This window comes from Haladaptatus caseinilyticus, assembly GCF_026248685.1.
GTDB classification, from domain to species: domain Archaea; phylum Halobacteriota; class Halobacteria; order Halobacteriales; family Haladaptataceae; genus Haladaptatus; species Haladaptatus caseinilyticus.
On record NZ_CP111036.1, the window covers coordinates 2,165,320 to 2,183,344 of the forward strand.

19 protein-coding genes and 1 pseudogene are annotated in these 18,025 nt (G+C 59.6%); 10 read left to right on the top strand and 10 right to left on the bottom strand.

The genetic code is table 11. The features are described from left to right. Positions 1-9: 9 nt before the first annotated feature. Together OOF89_RS11620 and OOF89_RS11625 are read right to left on the bottom strand one after the other, a co-directional pair. Positions 10-1,086: a YihY/virulence factor BrkB family protein gene (locus tag OOF89_RS11620; RefSeq protein WP_266076288.1), complete on the bottom strand. Its 1,077-nt coding sequence runs from the start codon at positions 1,084-1,086 to the stop codon at positions 10-12. Between the two features lie 64 nt (positions 1,087-1,150). Continuing rightward, the gene (locus tag OOF89_RS11625) at positions 1,151-2,110 is read right to left on the bottom strand and encodes a PrsW family intramembrane metalloprotease (RefSeq protein ID WP_266076290.1); all 960 of its coding nucleotides are present in this window, start codon (positions 2,108-2,110) and stop codon (positions 1,151-1,153) included. Positions 2,111-2,372: 262 nt separating this feature from the next. Here OOF89_RS11625 and OOF89_RS11630 point away from each other — a divergent pair, with 262 nt between their 5' ends. The 5 genes from OOF89_RS11630 (at position 2,373) to OOF89_RS11650 (ending at position 5,573) form a co-directional block, all read left to right on the top strand. Further along, positions 2,373-3,152: an SDR family NAD(P)-dependent oxidoreductase gene (locus OOF89_RS11630; RefSeq protein ID WP_266076292.1), complete on the top strand. Its 780-nt coding sequence runs from the start codon at positions 2,373-2,375 to the stop codon at positions 3,150-3,152. 129 nt (positions 3,153-3,281) lie between these two features. Continuing rightward, positions 3,282-3,467: an ester cyclase gene (locus tag OOF89_RS11635; protein ID WP_266076294.1), complete on the top strand. Its 186-nt coding sequence runs from the start codon at positions 3,282-3,284 to the stop codon at positions 3,465-3,467. A 156-nt stretch (positions 3,468-3,623) separates the two neighbouring features. Further along, the gene (locus tag OOF89_RS11640) at positions 3,624-4,625 is read left to right on the top strand and encodes a TIGR04024 family LLM class F420-dependent oxidoreductase (protein ID WP_266076296.1); all 1,002 of its coding nucleotides are present in this window, start codon (positions 3,624-3,626) and stop codon (positions 4,623-4,625) included. A gap of 223 nt (positions 4,626-4,848) precedes the next feature. Then, the gene (locus OOF89_RS11645) at positions 4,849-5,166 is read left to right on the top strand and encodes a 2Fe-2S iron-sulfur cluster-binding protein (protein WP_266076298.1); all 318 of its coding nucleotides are present in this window, start codon (positions 4,849-4,851) and stop codon (positions 5,164-5,166) included. Beyond that, positions 5,166-5,573 carry a luciferase domain-containing protein gene (locus tag OOF89_RS11650; protein WP_266076299.1) on the top strand — a complete coding sequence of 136 codons (408 nt, stop codon included), beginning with the start codon at positions 5,166-5,168 and terminating at the stop codon, positions 5,571-5,573. Before OOF89_RS11645 ends, OOF89_RS11650 begins: the two co-directional genes overlap by 1 nt. A gap of 3 nt (positions 5,574-5,576) precedes the next feature. Here the strand turns inward: OOF89_RS11650 and OOF89_RS11655 are convergent, their stop codons facing one another. Together OOF89_RS11655 and OOF89_RS11660 are read right to left on the bottom strand one after the other, a co-directional pair. Next, positions 5,577-5,807, bottom strand: coding sequence for a hypothetical protein (locus OOF89_RS11655; RefSeq protein ID WP_266076301.1), 231 nt, complete (start codon positions 5,805-5,807; stop codon positions 5,577-5,579). A gap of 225 nt (positions 5,808-6,032) precedes the next feature. Beyond that, entirely contained in the window at positions 6,033-7,022 is a 990-nt protein-coding gene (locus OOF89_RS11660; protein ID WP_266076303.1) for a DMT family transporter, read from the bottom strand. 162 nt (positions 7,023-7,184) lie between these two features. On the opposite strand from OOF89_RS11660, the gene OOF89_RS11665 reads away from it, so the two are divergent. Next, on the top strand, positions 7,185-8,888 hold the full coding sequence (locus OOF89_RS11665; protein ID WP_266076305.1) for a thiamine pyrophosphate-binding protein: 1,704 nt from the start codon (positions 7,185-7,187) through the stop codon (positions 8,886-8,888). Positions 8,889-8,891: 3 nt separating this feature from the next. Here the strand turns inward: OOF89_RS11665 and OOF89_RS11670 are convergent, their stop codons facing one another. After that, entirely contained in the window at positions 8,892-9,530 is a 639-nt protein-coding gene (locus OOF89_RS11670; protein WP_266076307.1) for a class I SAM-dependent methyltransferase, read from the bottom strand. A gap of 17 nt (positions 9,531-9,547) precedes the next feature. Between OOF89_RS11670 and OOF89_RS11675 the strand changes: the two genes are divergently transcribed. Beyond that, complete coding sequence (locus tag OOF89_RS11675; RefSeq protein WP_266076309.1) at positions 9,548-9,775, top strand: hypothetical protein; 228 nt, start codon at positions 9,548-9,550, stop codon at positions 9,773-9,775. An 18-nt stretch (positions 9,776-9,793) separates the two neighbouring features. On the opposite strand, the gene OOF89_RS11680 is transcribed toward OOF89_RS11675, so the two are convergent. The 5 genes and pseudogenes from OOF89_RS11680 to OOF89_RS11700 form a co-directional block, all read right to left on the bottom strand. Next, entirely contained in the window at positions 9,794-11,203 is a 1,410-nt protein-coding gene (locus OOF89_RS11680) for an FAD-binding oxidoreductase (protein WP_266076311.1), read from the bottom strand. 99 nt (positions 11,204-11,302) lie between these two features. Further along, positions 11,303-11,992 (bottom strand): 6-hydroxymethylpterin diphosphokinase MptE-like protein, encoded by a 690-nt coding sequence (locus OOF89_RS11685; protein WP_266076313.1) that lies wholly within the window; start codon positions 11,990-11,992, stop codon positions 11,303-11,305. Positions 11,993-12,016: 24 nt separating this feature from the next. Then, positions 12,017-12,814 (bottom strand): annotated as a pseudogene (gene folP, locus OOF89_RS11690) (dihydropteroate synthase); the annotation flags it as partial. A 39-nt stretch (positions 12,815-12,853) separates the two neighbouring features. Next, on the bottom strand, positions 12,854-14,962 hold the full coding sequence (locus OOF89_RS11695; RefSeq protein ID WP_266076318.1) for a hypothetical protein: 2,109 nt from the start codon (positions 14,960-14,962) through the stop codon (positions 12,854-12,856). Then, positions 14,959-15,654, bottom strand: a complete 696-nt coding sequence (locus tag OOF89_RS11700) for a DUF7504 family protein (RefSeq protein WP_266076320.1) — start codon at positions 15,652-15,654, stop codon at positions 14,959-14,961. Before OOF89_RS11700 ends, OOF89_RS11695 begins: the two co-directional genes overlap by 4 nt. A gap of 218 nt (positions 15,655-15,872) precedes the next feature. On the opposite strand from OOF89_RS11700, the gene OOF89_RS11705 reads away from it, so the two are divergent. The 3 genes from OOF89_RS11705 to OOF89_RS11715 all read left to right on the top strand — a co-directional run bounded on the left by OOF89_RS11705 (position 15,873) and on the right by OOF89_RS11715 (position 18,016). Further along, positions 15,873-16,397: a hypothetical protein gene (locus tag OOF89_RS11705; RefSeq protein WP_266076322.1), complete on the top strand. Its 525-nt coding sequence runs from the start codon at positions 15,873-15,875 to the stop codon at positions 16,395-16,397. Next, complete coding sequence (locus OOF89_RS11710) at positions 16,394-17,143, top strand: RNA methyltransferase (protein WP_266076324.1); 750 nt, start codon at positions 16,394-16,396, stop codon at positions 17,141-17,143. The genes OOF89_RS11705 and OOF89_RS11710 overlap by 4 nt, the downstream gene beginning before the upstream one ends. Before the next feature lie 114 nt (positions 17,144-17,257). Beyond that, positions 17,258-18,016 (top strand): phosphatase PAP2 family protein, encoded by a 759-nt coding sequence (locus OOF89_RS11715; RefSeq protein WP_266076326.1) that lies wholly within the window; start codon positions 17,258-17,260, stop codon positions 18,014-18,016. Positions 18,017-18,025: the final 9 nt, after the last annotated feature.

Here is an 18,025-nt window from a genome sequence, read left to right on the forward strand (position 1 = left end):
ACGACGGGATCACTGCTGATTACCGACTGATCCCTTATTCTCACCACTCGAGGATGTCCCCCAACGAAGCGTCACGGACCATTCCTCACCGTCGCCGGTAGACACCGACCGCTCGACCACTTCGACCTCTCCGGTTGGTTGGGGTAGTCTCTCGGCATCGTCGCTTATCGGGCGCATTCCCTCATAACGGCCCGTGAGTTCCTCACGAAGGCTCCGCAGATATTTCGCGAACTCCTTCCCACTCAACGACGTTTCACGCTGGACATTCCCGCTCGCTGCATCCTGTCCGGCGGTTCCGCTGACGGTCGGGGAGTACTCACCGACAACCGAGTTGATGACCGCGCCGAGCAGGAGCACGAGGCCCGAAAAGTAGAGCCAGGTGATGACGACCACGACGCTGCCGAAGAAACTGGCCGAGCCACCGCCTTTGAACGTCAGGTACACCTGAAAAAGCGCCTGAAGCACGGCCCACCCGACCGCCGCGAAGACGGTTCCTGGAACGGCCTGTCTCCAGTCGAGATCCGCATCCGGAAACACGTAGTACATCGGGAAAAACGCGAGAATCAACCCGGCGACGAGCACGAGTGGGGTGACGAACCCGAGGAAGGGAACCGTATCCGAAAACGCGCTAAACACGGCGCTGACTCCGACCGTCGCTACGATAGCGACCGTGAGGCCAACGAGGACGACGAGGCCGTCCCTTACTTGATCGGTAAAGGAGTTCGCCCCTTCGGTATCGTATATCTCGGAGAACGCGGTGTCCAATCCACGAAAGATCTTCAACGATCCCCAGAGGAGGACGACGAACCCGATGAAGGAAGCGCCGGTGGCGGCCGACTCCCCTCGAAAAACCTGCTCGATGACGTTTGCAATCGGCCCCGGGAGTGACCCCTCCGCGACGGCCAAGAGTCGATCCTCGAGACCACCGCCGACGACGGTCACGACGAGAAGCAACAACAACAGTATCGGTACGAGTGAAATGAACGCGTTGTAGGCGATCCCCGCCGCCATGAGCGTGACGTTCTTTTCTGAAAAATCCGACACGACCTGTTTTCCGGTCGCAGTCGCGTCCGCGAAGGTGACCATGGGCTATGGTTGACGACGAACCTAAAGAGGGATGTGGCCAGCAGAATCGACATCCATGCGGCGACTACCACCCCAGCCGAATCTGTCCTTCGTAGTACTCCCGTGCCCGTCGAATTTTCCGAAACAGATATCCGCCGACGAGGCCGGAGAAAACGAGCACGTAAACGAGCAGCCAGAACAGTGCGCTCCCGCCCGCAATCGACGCCATCGTCTCGGTGACGAACCCGGCGGTCGAATTGTAAAATCCGTGAAGGAGCGCAGGGATGGCGATTCCCTTGACGATTATCGGCCCGCGGTTCGACGACACGATTTTCGCCAATCCGAGATAGTACCCCGAAATTGCGGCCCAGAGGACGTGGTTCGGCCCGACGATTGCCCGGGTAACAGCGACTCCGGAAACCGTGACCGCGGTGCCGACCCCGGCGCTCATATCCACCGACCCGACCACGTAGGTGAGGTTTTCGATGGTCGCAAAACCCAATCCGGCCATGGCGCCGTACACCGCGCCATCGACTGCCGTCTGAAAGTGTGGTGTCCGATAGGCGTGAAATCGCACTGCAAGCCACTTTACTGTCTCTTCGACCGGTCCGACGACGAGGAAGAAAAACGGGACGATAGCAAGGACGCCGATGCCGAGCCCCGACAGCACGAACGCACCGACGGTGTTGATTATCGCGGCGAACGCGGCGAACATCACGCCGAGAAGGAACGTGATGACGAGTGTCGGGAGAGGTTCCTGTTCGGTCGGGTCCACCCGCCAGATGTAGGCCGCGAGGAGAAGTGCCGGAATCACGGACAGGAACGAAAATACCCCAAGAAGGGGTCGTTCGACTACCGTCGCGCCCACCAGCGCGAGTTCGACGAGGACGAAAGTGAGTGCGATAATCAGCGTCAGTCCCCGAGTCGCATCGGTGAGAAAACCATACAGTCGGAGCGAGAGCCGGTCGGCCAGCGTCCGTGGCTCCCACGATTCGATATCGTAGGAATCCTCTTCCGCGTCCATCCTGTTCTCCTGTCCGTCCATTACCGATGCTACGTGCGCCAGATGCAAATCGGTTACCCGGTCATCGTTCGGTCCTCTCGTCCACCGCACACCGATCCACGGTCGAAACGGTTCGTGACCGGACAGCGCGAGCGTCAACGAGAGGTCGGCACGTATCCTACCGACTGACGTTTTCCGCTACCGCACCTGACCGAACGGGTCTGAGGGTGTCCATGCAGGGCGTCTCCTCTTTTCGATTGGAATTTTGCCGATATTTTTATACGAAGCCGACGCAGTTCGAACCATGCCACTCGACCAGTTCTCCGTCGCAGGGAAGACAGTCATCATCACCGGTTCTTCCAGCGGAATCGGCAGGGTCGTCGCCGAACGATTCGCGGAGGACGGGGCGAACGTCGTAGTTTGTTCGCGCGAGCACGCAAACGTCGCCCCCGTGGCCGAGGAAATAGAAGCTAGCGACGGTCCCGGACATGCGCTGGCGGTCGAATGTGACGTCACCGACCGTGAGGCAGTAGCGGCGTTGGTCACGGCAACCGTCGAGGAGTTCGGGAGCCTCGACGTGCTGGTAAACAACGCCGGAGCGAGTTTCATGGCGGGGTTCGACGACATCAGCTCGAACGGATGGCAGAAGATCGTGGATATCAACCTCGCCGGGACGTATCACTGCACTCAATCGGCGAGCGAGGCGTTGAAGCGGGATTCGGGCGGAGCGGTCATCAACATCGCCAGTGTCGCAGGTCAGCAGGGGTCGCCGTATATGAGTCATTACGGGGCCGCAAAAGCCGGAGTCATCAATCTCACACGGTCGTTGGCGTTCGAATGGGCAGGGTCGGGGGTCCGGGTGAACTGTGTCGCGCCGGGATTTGTCGCCACCGAGGGCCTCGAATCTCAGATGGGGATTAGCGCAAACGACGTCGAACGCGAGAGCGTCGAGCGCCGGGTCGGCCTCAGCGAGGAAATCGCCGACGTGGTGCAGTTTCTCGCCAGTCCAGCGTCGTCGTACGTCGTCGGCGAGACGATTACCGCGGCCGGCGTGCCCGACATCATGGAATCCCCGGACATGTGACCCAAATCGTCGACTAGCGGATTTCTGTCGATTAAAATTGGATTATGTATCGATGCTACTGGGACAACAGTCACGGTTAATTCGTCCGACGGCGTCACAACAGTGCTCTACGGGGGGAGGGGATACACAATGGATACGGAGGATAACAAGCAGTTCGTACGGGAGTTCATGAACATCGACCCGACGAACGTGGAGACTGCCGTTCCGGGAATCGGTATCATGCGTGTCGAAGACGAACGCGTGGTCGAAGCGTGGTACAACTACGACATGCTCGGGCTGCTGGAGCAAGTCGGTGCCGTCTCACCGCCGAACTGATTCACGCGTTCATCGAGTTGTCACGATGCAGTTCGGCTATTTTTCGCAAGCCGATCGCGATAGGGCGATGAAACACGAACGATAATCGACGGCGAGCGACGTGCGTACAGACACCGACACTGATAGGTTCCCACATACACGATCAGCAGACACACTATGCCCGCAGAGCGAACGGTTCACCTCCCAGTCGCGGCACAGCCGAGCGTCGAAACGCTCGTTGACATGACCCAACAGGCCGAAACGTTGGGATACGAACGAGCGTGGCTTCCCGAAACGTGGGGCCGGGACGCGGTGACCAGCCTGACCGCGATGGCTATCGGAACCGAGACGATCGGACTCGGACCGTCGATTCTGAACGTCTATTCGCGAACTCCTTCGCTCATCGGCCAGACCGCGGCCACGTTACAGGAAGTTTCGGACGGTCGCATGCGCATCGGTCTGGGACCGAGTGGACCGGTCGTCATTCAGGGCTGGCACGGTGCGGAGTTCGCCCGCCCGCTTCGACGAACCCGCGAAACGATCGATATTGTTCGGAAGGTACTGGCGGGTGAGACCGTAAATTACGACGGCGACTGCTTCACGTTGGCGGGATTTCGCCTCCGCTGTGACCCGCCTGAAACCCCGCCACCGATCGACGCTGCCGGGATGGGGCCGAAATCCGTGGAGTTAGCCGGTCGGTTCGCGGATGGCTGGCATGCGACCGTCTTTACGCCGGACGGAATGCGCGACCGACTCGAAGACTTGCGTCGCGGGGTCGAACTCGGTAATCGCGATTCGGACGACGTTCGAGTTACACTTTCGCTGACCTGCTGTGCGTTGGAAGACGGCGAACGTGCCCGGAAACTCGCTCGCCAGCACTCGGCGTTCTATATCGGCGGGATGGGCACCTACTACCGCGATTCGCTTGCACGACAGGGCTACGAGGAACTCGCCAACGACATCTCGTCGGCGTGGGGGAGTGGGGACAAGGAACGAGCGACGGAACTCGTCGGTGACGAGCTGTTGGATGACCTCTGTGCGGCAGGGACGCCGGAACGCGCTCGCGAGGAGTTCCAGAAGTTCGCGGACATCGACGGCGTCGATGCGGTCGCGGTTGGTTTTCCCCGTGGCGCAACCGTCGAGGACGCCCGCGAGACGATGGCTGCGTTGTCTCCCTGACGAGTTGGACCCTGAAATCATTTTTTCTACGTCCGTATCGAGAGTTGGGAGTGAACGGGACATTCCCCTTCGTACCCGCTCGGACACGGCTACTGCCACGGTGACGACTGCCAAGGGGTGGTTTTCGAGCGGGACTTCCCTCCTCTGATTTCGCACCGAGCTTCGACCGCTGTTTTGCGTCGGTGCGGAAAGATCGAAGTCGATCGGGGGCATCTAGCATGGTATGCCAACCGTCCGATTTCGTGGAAGGGAAATAGATTGTGACGAAGGTGCAGTGCTCCGGAACGTGCTCCTCGACGCGGGCGAGACGCCGCATAACGGCACTGCAGCATATCTGAACTGCCGCGGCAACGCGGTCTGTGGAACGTGCGCCGTCGAACTGGACGGGGATGTGAGCGAGATGCGGACGATAGAGAAAAACCGTCTCTCGAAACCGCCGCACGATCTCGAATCCGTGCTTCGACTCGCGTGTCAGACCCGTGTCCTCGGTGATGTGGACGTGAAAAAACACGACGGGTTTTGGGGGCAGAAAGTGGACTGATGACCGAGGCAGTCGATCGAATCGTCGCGGAAGCGTCGAACTGGGATGGTATCGAGGCGGGGGAGCACCGATTCGGCGGCACCGAGTTCCGTCTCGGCCCGCGGGAAGTCGGTCACGTCCATCAGTGGGGGATTCTCGATATCGCGTTCCCACGGCGGGTGCGCGACCAGTTGGTAAGCGAAGGAAAAACCGGGCCGCATCATATCTATCCGGAGTCGGGGTGGACGACGTTTCGAATCGAGGCGTCAGATGACGTGGACGATGCGCTCTGGCTGCTCCGGCTCTCGTATCTGAGTCACGCAAAATCCCTGCAACAATCGGGTGTCGGGGGCGCGCTATCGGATCTCGACGTGGACCGCGAACTCGCCGACCTCGAACCGGGTGCGGAACTGCAGGCGGTTCTGTAGCGGTTAGCTCTCCGCCCAATCCGTCGCCTTCTCGACGGCGTCCGCCCTCGAATCGGTTTCCGCGACGGTTTCCCACTCGTCGGACGCCACGTCGTAGGAGTATACCGCGTACCCTTCGTTACGGTAGGTCAGGTTCTCGACGTACAGTTCCTCGCTGCCGTCGTCGGTGAGCCAGATTCGAATCTGTTTCCCCCCCTCCAAATCCTCCCGGCGTCGCCACCCTGCAATCGACATTACGACGACCCCCGGTCGGTGACAGCCGACGGACGAAACGGACAGATGGTCATGCAATCCGTGACGACGCTGTCCGACTTGTACGTTGGGGTGGGGAAATCGTTCCTAAAATCATCACGAGTTTGACCACTCTCGTCGTGAACCGTCCCCGGTTCGGGTGGTTCGATCGAGCCGGTACTAAAAGCCAACTCGTGGTAGATGACGTGGACGGCGAAAGCAGCAGGTTCAGTGCCGATAATAGACGTTGCCCGAGACGACTACCGTTTCCGGGGACGACCCACCCGGAAGCGTGCGCGATGGCCGACGGGCAGCGACGACGCCGCGTTTCAGCGTCGCCCACTTCAGCAGGACGAACCCGGCGACGATGACGAGGAAGCCGAGTATCGTGCTCTCGGTGATCGGTTCGCCGAGTAGCAGCCAGCCGAACAGGGTGGCGACGACCGGAACGACGTAGTTCACGAGATTTGCCTCGCTCGCACCGATTCGTTCCAACAGGTCGAAGTAGACGAAGTAGCCTGCGATGCTTGCGACGAGGGCGAGATATGCGAGCGAAGCGAGCGCGGACGGTGATGGCGACACGCTCGGAACGCCGCGGATCGCGGCGCTCGTCACGTGGAGGAAGAGAGCGCCGACGACCATCATCCACGTTTGTTGTGTTATCGTCGGGAGCGTCGTTCGGATCTTTTGGGTCAGCACCGATGCGATGGCGAAGACCAGTGCGGCGACGAACAGCAACCCGACGCCGACGGTTCCGCCGCCGAGAGAGGTCGGGTTTGCGACGACGATGACGCCGACCAACGCGATCAGTACGCCCCCGATTTGAAGGGGGCCGAATCGTTCGTTCGGCAACAGCGTAACCGCGAACAGCGGTGTGACGACTGGTTTCAAGCTCAGGACGACGGCGGCGACGCCGCTCGTGACGTACTGTTGTCCGGTGAAGATAAGCGCGAGATAGAGGCCGAAGATGAACACACCGCCGATGCCGACGAGGAGCCATTCGGGACGCGACGCTGGTCGCCATCGGTAATCGTCTTTCCGGGCAGCGAGTTCACCAACGACGGCTAGCATCACCACGCTGGCAACGTCGTATCGAAGTGCCGCGAACAGCACGGGGGGAAAGCTTCGAAGCCCGGTTTCGATGGCGACGAACGATGATCCCCAGATGAACGACAGGAGAACGAATAGGACCGAATTCCGATAACGTGACAGATTCATGCGATTTCGTGGAACACTCCTTCGTGGTTGTGGAATACGGATAATAGCTTATCGTACTTCAAAATTCTCGGAACCGGGATACCAATTCACAAAGACACACGCATCAAATATGATGACAAACACGCCCGGAAACGGTTTATCGTCTCGCGTTTAGTCGTCGGTATGGCAGCTATCCGCACGGGGGCCGATGTGTTCACCGAGACCCTCGAGTCCTACGGCGTTCGATACGTCTTCGGCAACCCCGGGACGACGGAACTTCCCGTCATGCGCGCATTGGGCGACAGCGAGTTGGAGTACGTCCTCGCACCGCACGAAGACATCGCGGTCGGGATGGCCGCTGGTTACGCCAGTACCAGGCAGTACGATGCCCGGAAAGGGGGATGTCCCGTCGGCGTCGTCAACCTCCACGTCGCACCGGGTGTCGCTCACGGTCTCGGGAACCTCTACGGCGCGTCGGTAACGGGGGCACCGGTCGTCGTGACGGCAGGAGCGCACAGCCTCGATTTCCGCCACGAGGAACCGATTCTCTCGGGAGACCTGCTCGCCATGACCGACCAGTTCACCAAGTGGAGCGCGGAAGTCACCGACGTTTCGACGCTCCCGGCGATGCTCAGGCGGGCGTTTCGCGTGGCCCAGACGCCGCCGACCGGCCCGGTGTTTCTCTCCCTCCCGCTGGACGTGATGATGGCCGAAACGGATGTCGAACCCGAGCGAATCGGTCGGATTCAGAACGCCGGTGCTGGCGACCCCACGGCGGTCGCTGAGGCCGCCACGGTGCTCACCGACGCGGATGACCCGGTGCTCGTCGTCGGCGACCACATCCCTCGACACGGTGCGTATTCGGACACCAACCCGATCGACGCGGCGGTTCGACTCGCGGAGGCAACCGGGGCGCGCGTCCACGCTGAAATTCTCACCTGCGAGGTCTCGTTCCCGGGGACACACGACCAATGGGTCTCACACATTCCGCCGGACGAAGACCTCGCGTCGGCAGTGATGAACAGCGATACGGTCGTTTTCGCCGGGTGTTCGACGAACACGACGCTTACCCGCCACGAACGCGACCTCGTTCCCGACCACGCGACCATCCTCGACCTGAACGATGATCCGTGGCAGGTCGGGAAGAACACGCCCGCAGACGTTGCGATAACGGGCGATCTCGGGCTCGTCATGGACGAAATCGCGGAACAGGTCGAACTCGCCGCCGACGAGCTGGACGGCCGATTGGAGCGCGTCGAGCAGTTCAAAACCCTCGTACAGCAAAAACTGGCCGAAGGTGGCGAAGACGCGGAAGACGGATCGAGGCGCGACGATGCTCGCGCCTCGAAAGCCGAACTCGTAGACTCCCTGCGAGCCACCGTTCCGGATCCCTACATCGTGGACGAGGGCGTTACCGCGAAGTACGCCATGCTCACGCGCTGGCCCTTCGAACGCGAAGGCTACATCTCGAACAAGGGCGGCGGGCTGGGCTACGGCCTACCCGCCGCGGTCGGCGCCGGAATGGCCGAGGCCGAGAAAGACGACCCTCGACAGGTTATCGGCTTCATCGGCGACGGGTCGTACCTTTACTATCCACACTCGCTCTACTCCGCGGCCCGGTACGACGTGGATTTGACCGTCGTCGTCTCCGACAACCGTGACTATCGCATACTAAAGGACAACACCATCAAACTGTTCGGTGGCGAGGACGAGGATCACGAGTTCGTCGGCATGGATTTCGACCCTCCGGTCGATATCCCGAAAAACGCCGAAAGTCACGGTGCAAGTGGCTATCTCGTCGAATCAGCCGACGATATCGGAGACGCGCTCGAAACCGCACTCGCGGAGGACGGGCCAAGCGTCGTGGATGTACTCGTTCACGACTGAAACTCAGCGGGGAGAACGCGCCGACCGTTTTTCGTCGCCCCGAAACACCCGAAGCGTATCGCGTTCCAACTCCTCGGACTCGGCTTCGTCGAAGCCGAACTCGGTGAACACATCGCACCAGTTTCGGTAGTAGAGCGGAAACTCGTCGTTGACGTAGCTCACGTCGATTTCGTCCGACTCGTCGTCTTCGCCTTCGTTTTCCACCGTGATGAGCAGGTCGTCCGTAATCCGGGCGATTTCCGCGAACACCCGCTCGTCGTCGGGATGGAGATGTTGGAGCGTTTCGACCGAGAACACGACGTCGAACTGCCCATCATCGAAATCGCCGACGACGTTCTCTATCGCGTCGTGGTAGAACGTCCCCCGTTCGGCGAGGTCCGGATAGGTTTCGGCCATCACGTCGAACGCCTCGCCGTTGATTTCGATGCCGTGGAGGTTTTCGTAGCCGTTGTCGAGAAGGTGGGAGAGATGTCTGCCCGAACTACATCCGAGTTCCAAGATGGCCGTGTTCGAACCGAAACGGGAGTCGAGGCGAGCGCATATCGATTCGCTCGTCTCGTTCGGTCCGTAGTAGGCGTAGTAGTCCGGCGAGTACTCCCCCGACCGCTCTGCCCATCGGTTTCGGACTTCGTTCGGATCCATTCATTCCGCTACGAGTCGTGACCGTAAAGTCCCGGTGGTCGACCGGTTCGCAACGCTCGATCGAAGTGGTCGAACTCGATGGCAGTCGATTTGTCGCGGAACCAGCGTTAACTGGCTGGACGTTGAACGTCAGGGCGCACATGTCGAACCTCCTTCTGTGTCCGGAATGCGGTTGGACTGGGTCGAAAAACGACGGAAGCGCGGAGACGATCTGTCCGGCGTGTGGTGCCGACATCGAGACGTAGACGCCGACGAGTCGGGGTTCAGTTTCGAATCCGCCCGCCACCCATCGTCTCCGGAAACAGTTTCCCGGGATTCAGCGTATCGTTCGGGTCGAGTGCTCGTTTTATCCGGCGCATCGCTTCCACGCTTTGTTCGCCGTGTTCACGTTCGAGATACTCGCGTTTTCCGCGGCCGATTCCGTGTTCACCCGTGCAGGTACCGCCGACCGCGATCGCGTTTTCGACGATTTCCGTCTGCACCCGTCGAGCGCGTTCGACCTGGTCGTCGTCCGATTCGTTCACCAACACGGAATAATGGAGGTTGCCGTCCCCGGCGTGACCGAAACAGGGAATCAGCAGGTCGTGTTCGTCCCCCAACCGGTGAACGAGACGAACCATCTCCGGATAGCGGCTGATGGGTACCGTCACGTCGCCGGAATGGAGGGGCGAAAGGTCCGTATCGAATGCTTGTACGGCGAACGCGAGTTCCCGACGGGCCTGCCACAGGTCGTCCATCTCGTCACCCGCAGCGATTTCGAATCGCGTGATGTCGTGTGCCTCGAACACCGAGCGACAGAAGTCGATTTCCGCTTCGATGCCGTGGTTCGCGTGGAACTCCACGAACACCATCGGGGCGTCCGGAAGTGACGATCCAGTGTAGGCGTTCGCCATCGCCGCGCTCGTCCCATCGACGAGTTCTATTTTCGCGACGTCCACCCCGGAACGAACGGCGTCGGATACCGCCTCCACCGCATCCGAGAGGGTTTCGAAGATAGCACGACCACCGCGAACCTGTTCCGGTAGTCCAGCGAGTTCGAGCGTCGCTCGCGTAACGACTGCCAGCGTCCCCTCACTCCCGACGATGAGGTCTTTCAGATTGTACCCGCTGGACGTTTTTACCGCCTTGCTCCCCGCCGTGATAACCGATCCGTCGGCCAGCACTGCTTCGAGTTCCAGTACCCAATCGCTTACCTCGCCGTATCGGACGGTCTTCATCCCGCTGGCGTCGTTCGCTATCATCCCACCGATCGTGGAGATGTCGCCCGACGACGGCAGTGGCGGAAAAAACAACCCGTGCTTCGCCACCGTTTCGTCCACGGTCGTTCCAAAAACACCGGGTTCGACATCGATCTGGAGGTCGTCGGGGCGGACGTCGAGTACGTCGACCATCCGCGTCATATCGAGGCTGATTCCGCCGCGCGACGGTGTCGCGTTCCCTTCGAGGCTCGTCCCCGCGGCGTAGGGCGTCACCGGAACTCCTTGCTCGTCCGCACTCCGCAACGCCGTTGCTACATCCGCAGTCGATTCGGGCCAGATAACTGCGTCCGGGCGGACGTACTCGTGCTCCGGTGTCCCCCAGTCGCCGGACCGTTCCGTCCGATGGGAATCGCCGAACGAGATTTGGTCCGCATCGAGTGAACAGTCGTGGAGAAACGAACAGTCATATGTCATGCGATACCACACGACGCACTGTGGAATAAATCTGTTCGAACCGCTTCGTTTTCGAATCGAAAATACGTGGGGGTTCACAGCATCCGGTCGTCGGTGGCGCTAACCCGGTATCCATCCCGCTTCGATTTCCACGCGCCGACCATCCAGCACCGAAAACCGTTCATCACGTCGCTGTTCGAGCCAGTACAGCAGTCGTTCCGCCCAAACGAGTTTTCGACGCTTCATCTCGTCCACGGCCGGGTCGTCGAAATCCCATCCGAGGAAGACGAGTTCGTCGGCCCCGAAATGATCGGCGAGGAACGCGGCTCGGTCCCCATCCGTGAACCCGCCGAAGTTTTCGACCGGGCCGTGTGGTTCTGCCTGCGTCGTGGCCAACACGTAGTTCGTGTCGAACGTCGGGACCAGAGTACGGATGGCAGGGATGTTGTCCCCGTGGGCGTGTGCCACAACTGGTATCCCCCGTTCGGTCAGTTTACGGGCTGTCCCCGGGTTCTTATCGAGGTCGGTAACCATGCAGTCCACGCCGATTCCAGCGGTAAGGAGCACGTCCGTCGCAGTCGATGCTGCCAGCACCACATTCGCGGCTCTTGCCTTGTCGAGCTCGGCTTCGAGCGACGGTCCGGCACCGGCGACTGCCACCGTCGCTCCCGAAAGTCCATCGAACCGTGCGCTGTCGAACGGTTCCGCAAGATCGGCAAGCACGTCACGGGCGTGCTCGTCGCGCGCCCGTGAGAACCCGAAATCCCTGCAGATCTCGGAGTACACCGGTTCCCAATCGACGAAGTTCATGTGATTTTACTCGCTCTTGCAGCCGAATTCGTCTCCGATCAGCGCGGCATCGAGCGTCTCCGCCACGTCGTGCGTTCGAATCACGTTTGCACCGCGTTCGACCGCCAACGCCGTTGCCGCGAGACTCGCTGGTAGGCGGTCGTCGGTATCCCTGCCGACGACTTCCCCGAGGAAGTTCTTCCGATTGATGGAGACGAGGATGGGGCGCTCGAGCGCCTGAAACTCCGCGAGTCGGTCGAACGTTTCCCGGTCGTCTGCCAGCGTCTTCGCTTCGCTCCAACCGCCGAATGCCGGGTCGAGAATCGTCTTGTCGGTGAGCGGTTCGCGTGCCAGTGCGTCGTAAATATCGTCCACGCGCTCTATCGCACCCGGGCGTTGCAAATCAGGAGGGCTCGCCATCTTCACGACGGCCGCATCGTGGCGCTCACAGACCGACGCCATCTCCGGGTCGGCGAAACCACAGATGTCGTTTACCATGTCGAACCCACGCGAGAGCGCTTCATCGGCGACTTCGGCGTACCGCGTTTCGATGGAGAACACCGCGTCGCCCGCTCGTTCGATCGTATCGAGTGCGACGTCCAAACGGTCGAGTTCCGCTTCGGCGCTGAGCACTTCGAACCGTTTGTTCGCCGATTCGAGGCCGACGTCGATGATATCCGCACCCTCCTCGATGAGTTTCGAATCGACGTACTCTGCGGCGGCGTCCGGGTCGTCGTAGACACTCGGGTCGTAGGGCGACTCCTCGCTGACGTTCAACACGCCCATGATACGAGGCGGATGCGCCGGTCCGATACCCAACCCTCCTGCGGAGACATTCTGCATACTCGAATGAGGGAAGTGGAAGAATAAAAATCGGCCCTTTCAGTCGAGGTCACGAGCGCTGATATCGTCGCTCCAGTAGAGGTCGCCGTCGTACTCTACGGGCATCGACTCTAGTTCAAAGAATCGGTCGAGTTCGTCGGCCGTCAGTTCGAACGTGTCGAACACCCCTGGAGTCAGATATTTGCAATCTGCGGCATCGAGGTGGATGGACCCGAGTGTCCCTGGAGGACAGTACCGGGTGGAGTATGAACGAAATTCGAACAGATACGACCCCGTAGTCGATCGCGTAACGGTACCGTAGCTGCACATCCCGGAGATCGATTGGCAGAGCTCCGTTCCACCGTCGCCGATCGTGATATATTGGTAGCCGGAAAGGGTTCGTTTTCGAGCGATCGCAAGCGCAGAACGGAACGGGTATCCAACGTTGAGCAGGCGGGTGAGGGTCCGACCGACTTTCGTTGCGGCGGGGTTAGATACGTCGGAGAGCGTCACGACACCGACGCGACTCCCTTTCTCTATCAGTTCGGCTCCTTGCTTGTACGACCGACACGCATTGAGCAGGAACGTTCTGACCCCGACGTCCTCGATGGTACGTGTATCCAGAATACCATCCGTGCATTGGATTCCATCGTGGTCCACATGCCCGATATAATGGAGGAAATCGATCGGACTCGCTATCAAATCTCGGAGTTCGTCCGTCGTGCGGTCGTATTTGATATCCACATCGTACTCCACCAGTTTACGGAAGCCATACAGTTCTTTGACCGTCCCTTCGGCAGCCATTTTCTCGTCGTTACAAACGACGCGAACCTGAATCTCCGAATTCTCGGGCGTCGTTCGGTCGATATGCCGTCGTCGAGAACCGATCGTGACCTTGTTGCTCCCGAGTGGATACCCGTCGCCGACCCACGCATGATCGATGGTTTCGACGGGCTTCGGTTCGACGATTCGCTGTTTTTCAACGGCTCCGTTGGGTTCCGTTGCGGAACTTCGGCAGAAGTTGCCGATTACGGCTGGCGACGACTGGGGGGGTCTTTTTCTCGGGGATTCCGGACAGCGAACGAGTGAAAGGTCGTCCGCGACGAACGGGAGAAATTCGACGTTTTCGGGCGTGGGAATCACATCGGTCGTGAGTGGCCACTCGGGAATATGCGGTTGAAGCGTTTCGAAGGGGTACGTAAGGTATTCACGTAGCCGCTCCGCGAGCGGTGTGTCGTATAGTCCGGCGAAATCGATGTCGAGGGACCGTTCGACCTGTTGTCGTTCGTGGAGCTTCGTGTCGTATAGCCCCTCCGTTCGCGTGAGACAATCGAGGAAAAACACGTGTTGGAGAACCTTCCCGACGGTCGTTTCGTAGTCCGCTGGCTCGTCGAGAGGATGTTCGATACCGTCCGTAACCAGACGAGGGCTGGTTCCTGAGACGACGTCCGCTCCGAGATAGTAGGCGAGGGATGTGGCGGGATACACGTATTCACGGCTCGGTGGAAGGACGAGTTTGACGCCCATATTCGGCGATGAAATACCACCGGTGACCGAGAACGCATCGCCACGTTCGATAATCGGTGGGTGGCCGCGGAGCGTGGGAAACGACCGTTCCGGACTGGTCGTTTTCAGCGCCGATCCGAGCAACGAAACGGCACGCATCGTCGCATCGATGTCGTCCGGTACCGTAATCGTTCCCGCGGGTCGCTTATGAACGGACCGTGCGCCAAGCGTGACCGTGGTTTCCGATTCCAGTTCGATGACGGTATTCGGGCCATCGGAAGAGACCGCAACGGGACCGTTGACGCCCAAGTATAGGTTGATAGCTCCGTGTTCCAGTTGTAAGTATGGGACGTTGTCCGCCGATAGTTGGCGACCGACATTGTCGGACCAGCTGAATATGAGCTCGAAATCGCAGTTTCGTGCGTAGACGGAGAGGAGCTTCGGAATGGTGATCGTCGTCGCGGAAAACGTCGTCGCTGCGGATACCGGAAACGGAACTTCATCGACATCCACCAGGTCAAGCGTGACGTCAGTTTCCGTGTACAGTTCGAATCGAACGTTTTGGATCGAGTCGTAAACCAACACTCCCGACGGATCTGAGAGCGTCTCGAACGCCGGCCGAGGTGAATCATCGAAATCGAACGAGAACGATGTGTCAGTCATAGCTGCACCCAGTTCGTCGTTTGGTCGTACTTCGGAACGTGCCACCGTTGCTCTGGGACGAGGCTTTCGGTCTGTCGAAGCTCGACACGGGCGTCGAATAGCGGCGATAGTTCCTGTACTATTTCGGTATCATCGGGCAACGGTAGATGATAGTGTGCCATCCCTGATACGCCTCGAATCAGCGCCGTAACCGTTCGAAGAAATCGTTCGACGGTCGGTTGCTCGTGCTGTTCGAGGGGTTTGATGAGTGAATCCAGCGAGAATCGGAGCTCCGATGCGCCGAGACCATCTGCCCACTCGTCGTAGAAGCTGACGGCGGAGGTGATCTCCGAGCGGAGTTCGCGGAGCCCGTCATCCGAAACCGGTCGTGGGACGGTCGGCATCGGAACTGACTCCGTAATCGCGCGTTCGTCGTTTCCCCAATCGATGACCCAGACGTCCGGGTCGTCGATGGTCGTGCCGGCAGGGAGTTTCGAGTTCACATATCTGGCAGTCGTTCCCGTCAGAACCAATACGCGTTTTCGCTCCTCGGTGGAGGCTCCGAGAAGCTGTATGGTCGTCCGATTCGTGGTGGTCTCAGAGACCCTTCCAGTAACGAGAATATTACACCCGTGCCGTTTGAACTCGGAGAGAACAGTGTGAAATTCGGGCGAAGAATCCCCGCCACGGAATGAAATCCCTTCGGAACCCATTGTTAAATAACTGATGGGATTCGGTGAAGATAAAAATTTGGATGATTTCGACCCATGAAATCGGGGGTGTATTCCTCGTGCGACCGTTGTTGTTGGAAATGTAACGTTACCGCACCGATCGGTGTTGGCCACCACCGGAACCGATAGCCGTGAACCGGTTTTTATCGGCCACATCGCAGACACGCTCTTTTTGTCCTTCCAGTCGCTACGGACGTGTAATGGGTAAAGTGAGTATCGGGCTCCGCGGCTGGCGATTCGACGAGGAAGAGGTGTTCACCGAGGACGGAAACTACCGACCGATGGACGAGATATCCGACGACACACAGCGACGACTCGGTCGGTTGTCGGCCCTCGTCGGTTCGCCCTGTGATGCCTGTTGGCTGATCCACGGCGACGAAAATCTGCCGAACTGTAACGTTACCGAAGTGGTGTACGGCGAACCGCTCTCGGAGGTCGCGGTCTGTTCCGAACACGAGACGGACTTTCTCTACTGGTATTTCGAACGGGACGGCGAGCAGTTCCGTGGCGAGGACGAACTCCAAGACGAGTTCCACGAATGGTTCGCCGACGGCGGACGCGCACCGGACGGATACGGTTCGATGGAGCACATCGATACCGACCCTGATGACCTGCCGGAACCCCCGGAACCCGACCTCGAAGCGATGAACGTCGAACTTCCCGAGGACGAAAAGGAGAAAATCGACCTTCGAGACGTAGACATCTCCCAAGAGTATCCCAAATGAAACCCGCAGTCGCCGTCGTCGAACCGAAGACACCCGGCAACATCGGAACCATCGCTCGTGCGATGAAAAACTTCGGCATGGACGACCTCAAACTGGTAGACCCGCCCGAAATCGAGCGTGATGGCGACGCCTATGGATTCGCCGCGCAGGCTCGAAACGACGTCCTACCGAACCACGACGAAGTGACGTTCGACGAGTTGGTTGCGAACTACCACACCGTCGGGATGACGGCGACGACGAACGAGGATGCCAGTCGCCACGTCCGATTTCCGTTCAAAACGCCGCGCGAACTGGCCGAACGTCTCGCCGAAGTCGAGACGGAAACGGTTCTCATCTTCGGACGTGAGGCGAACGGCCTGACGAACGAAGAACTCGCGCGCGTGGACGAAATCTGTTCGATTCCGGCGAGTGCGGAATATCCCGCGCTTAACCTCGGACAGGCCGCTACCATCACGCTTTACGAACTCCGCGATTTGACCGTCGATGAGCGACAACTGCCGGATATCGAGCGGGAGCGTGCGACCGAGCCGGAAATCGAGGGCTTTTACGAGACGTTCGCCGACCTGCTCGAAACCAGCGGCCATCCGGAGGAAAAACGGCCAAAAGCGATGCGGATGATTCGTAGGGTAATCGGGCGTGCCCATCCCACTGGTCGGGAAATAACGACGCTCCGAGGTATCGTTCGACGGGCGAACCAGCGCGCAAGGGCGTCTGACGGGCGTCGAACGACTCGAAACGATAGGTAACTACTTTATGTCGTGTCGTCAGAGTAACTGGTAGCAATGCTGTCCGCCCTCCACTTTCATTCCCTTCCACTCGGAACTCAGTTTACGCTGATAGTAGCGATTCCGAGTATTCTGATGCTTCTCATCGGTAAACAGGTGTTTCTTCCGGATGCTCGTATCCGGACCCTGTTCCATGATTTTTACAAGACCGACTGGAAATACCTCGGCGTGGCGTGGGTCGTCACGAACATCGTGAACACTCTCGCACTGCACTTCCACGCGGGCCGTACCTTCACCGAGTTCGTCTACGCGATCGAAGGCGCGACAGTCGCGACCTTTCAGGTAGTCGCTTCGACACCACTGACGCTCGCGTTTACCGCCGTGTACCTCGTCGGTTTCCCGTTTATCGTGCTGTTTACCTATTTCAAGCTGAAAGCACACGACGAAGAGGAAGCGAAGCGATACGCACTGGCGTACGTGTTCCTCGTTCTGTTGGCCGTTCCCTTCTTCATTCTCTTCCCTGTGAAGGTGTCATCGCTGTACTTGACGACCGTCGAGCCCCTGATGTACGAACTCGACCCTGCAATCCAGCACGGAATCCACTCGACAGACACGCTCGTAAAGGCGTTTCCTAGCCTTCACACCGGACTCTCCGTCCTCGCCGCACTCTATGCTCGGAAAGCCGATACCGCCTATGCCTACACGACCGGGATCCTTGCGATTGCGATCATCCTTTCGACGCTGTATCTGGGCGTTCACTGGGTAACGGACGCGGTGTTCGCCGTCATCCTCGTCGGCTGTGCCTACTATCTCTCCCAACGGGTCAGCGAACCGCGGTGGTCGGTCGTCTCGCGTGAGGCACTGGCAGCGGTCCGACGAACTGCTGGCAGATAAACGGCGCTG